The following is a 2,633-nucleotide window of genomic DNA, read 5'->3' as shown; positions in this document are numbered from 1 at the left end:
TTGATTTGCTGCAGGATCAATCCTAATTAAAGGTGATTTCGGATTGGTTGGCCTTCTCGAAAATCGATCTATCGCTCCGTTGCAGGATCTTCATACTTCATTCTTGGATTTTAGAAATTGGATACGTCGCCAGGTTGTTCTCTCTAAAATTCCTTATCTCCCCATCGCCAAGCTCTCACGACGCGGGCTTGCCCGCGTTGTGAGAAGCGCCTTGTTGAACGAAGCCGCTGCGCGGCAACTTGGGGTAGCTTTCATCATTTGAGTTGGAAGGTTGGCAGCCCCTTGCGAGGCTGCCAGGATGAGAAAAAAATACGACACCCAAAAAAGACCTCCATCCGGTCCACTACAACCATAAATACGCCTCGCTCAAGGCGTTCGCCGAGCACCTCAGCCTCGTGGGCAAGAGCTTTGGCAGCGCCAAGGCCTACTACCGGCACTTGCGGCTGCTGTCCGAGCATTTCGGGGCGGACCCCAGGTCGCTGTCCCAGAAGCGCCTGCGCGAGTACCTGGTCCACCTCAGGGAGGAGCGCGGATGGGCCGCCTCCACCTAGCGCCAGGCCACCGCCTCGTGCCGCCTCTTCTACGCGGGCATGCTGGGCAAGGACTGGAAGCTGTGGGAGGTGGCCAGCGCGCGCGAGTCCTTCAAGCTGCCGGTGGTGCTCGACGTGGAGCAGACGCGCTCGGTCCTGGCGAGCGTGGCGCTGGCGCGCCACCGCACCCCGCTGCGGCTGATCTACTGCTGCGGCCTCAGGCTCGACGAGGCCGTCAGGCTGACCGTCGACGACGTGGAGCCCGGGCGGATCCTCGTTCGCGGCGGCAAGGGCGGCAAGGACCGCTACGTCCCGCTTTCCGGGACGATGCTAGGCGAGCTGCGCCGCTACTGGCTGCAGCACAGGAACCCCAAGTGGCTCTTCCCCTCGGCGGGCCGGGGGCATCCCTCCAACGCGCGCGAGCGCATGGGCAGGTCCGAGGCGCCCTTCGGCAAGGGGGCCCTCCAGGTCGCCTTCCACGACGCCGTAGTCGCCTCGGGGATACGCAAGAAGGCGACGATCCATACCCTTCGCCACAGCTACGCCACGCACCTGCTGGCGATGGGGGTCAACATCCGCCAGCTGCAGCTCTACCTCGGGCACGAGAGCATCGAGACGACGTGCATCTACCTGCACCTGATCCCCTTCGGCGAGGAGAGGAGCATGGAGCACGTCGAGGCCATCGCTATGATGACGCTGTAGGGGCTGCCCTATCGCTTCCTGCCGCCATCGTTCGGCAGGGCCTGGCTTGCGGCTGTCCGTCGCGGATATCCTGGCGCGCTTCCACGAGGCGTGCCTGGAGCGCTGCGGCGACTCCATGCGCCCCGAGGAACGCAAGGCCCTGCAGAGCATCCTCCTGTGCCGGACACCCGCCATGGGCGGGCGGAGCTATCGCTGCTCGCATTGCGAGAGGGACCACTTCGCGTGGCATTCCTGCAACCACCGCATCTGCCCGCGGTGCGGGGCGGCCGAGGCGAGGGAATGGGTGGCCGGCAGGCTGCGCGAGCGCCTTCCGGTCGCCCACTACATGGTCACCTTTACGCTGCCCAGCCAGCTCAGGGAGCTTTGCCGCTGCGACGCGGCGAGCTTCCTGAAGCTCTTCTACGCCTGCTCCTCGCAGGCGATCAAGGACGTCCTGGGGGAGCGCAGGCATCTCGGCGGGGAGTGCGGCTTCGTGGGCTTCCTGCAGACCTGGACCCAGGAGCTGGAGCTGCATCCGCATATCCACTACGTCGTGCCCGCCGTGGCGCTGGACGCGAAGGGGAAGGTCCGCTTCCCCAGGGACCCGCGCTGGCTGGCCAGCGGGAACGTCTTCGCGGCGCGCCTCAAGACGCTTCTTCTCGAGGCGATGAAGCGGGAGGGGCTCGTCCCGTCCTGCGGCTTCGACGCCCTTTGGCGGAAGGGCTGGAACTGCGACGTGAGGAACTTCGGCGAGGGGGCCAACGCGCTGAAGTACCTCGGCGGCTACGCGCGCCGCGGCCCCATATCCGATTCGCGGATACTGGAAGTCCGAGGCGGTACGGTTGCCATGTCGGTCAGGAACCGCGACGCCGGCGTGCTGGAGACTCGCCGGATCGAAGGCGCGGAGTTCGTCCGCCGCTACCTGCAGCACGCCTTGCCCCAGGGGTTCCACTCGGTTCGCTACTACGGCTTCCTGCACCCCAGGGCGAAGGCGAAGCTCGCGGCCGTCCGCGAGCAGCTCGGGGCCCGGCTGGCCGCCAGGTCCGACGAGCCGGAGACGCCCGAGTCGCCTGTCCCGATGCTGTGCCCGCGCTGCCGCAAGCCGATGGAGATGGTCGCCAAGCTTAGCCGGGCTCCGCCGTGGGAGCGTTCGATCCCCAAGATATGGGCCCGCCGAGACAGGAGGGCCGCCGCATGAAAAGTCCGAGCGAAGCGCGCCGCCCGGATCCGAGCCCCCGCGTCTCCATCTTTCCGATACGCTCCGAAACGCCCCGATTCGGCCGCCGCGAGTCGCTTTTCCGGCTCGATTCGAGCTGGGGATCTTCGCTGGCTCGCGCCAAGTCCGTAGCCCAAACGCGAAAAAGCGCTTCCAGTGGAGGAAGCGCGGGAAAAGCAAAACGCATATAGCGTTTCCGGCTAGGT

At 65.8% G+C, this 2,633-nt stretch carries 2 protein-coding genes; both read left to right on the top strand.

Features of this window, described 5'->3' with window-relative positions:
• The first annotated feature begins 590 nt into the window (after positions 1–590).
• Positions 591–1,232 carry a tyrosine-type recombinase/integrase gene (locus QEH57_RS24605; RefSeq protein ID WP_309009463.1) on the top strand — a complete coding sequence of 214 codons (642 nt, stop codon included), beginning with the start codon at positions 591–593 and terminating at the stop codon, positions 1,230–1,232.
• 46 nt (positions 1,233–1,278) lie between these two features.
• Positions 1,279–2,409: a transposase gene (locus QEH57_RS24600; RefSeq protein WP_309009462.1), complete on the top strand. Its 1,131-nt coding sequence runs from the start codon at positions 1,279–1,281 to the stop codon at positions 2,407–2,409.
• The last annotated feature ends 224 nt before the right edge of the window (positions 2,410–2,633 follow it).

Origin of the sequence: Pelagicoccus sp. SDUM812005 (genome assembly GCF_031127875.1) — a bacterium.
Lineage (GTDB): Bacteria > Verrucomicrobiota > Verrucomicrobiia > Opitutales > Opitutaceae > Pelagicoccus.
Note: the sequence above shows the minus strand (reverse complement) of the source record. Positions and strands in the feature narration are given on the sequence as shown.

Coding starts and splice junctions, on each gene's coding strand:
- QEH57_RS24605 (WP_309009463.1), top strand. CDS start 591: ATGCTGGGCAAGGACTGGAAGCTGTGGGAGGTGGCCAGCGCGCGCGAG.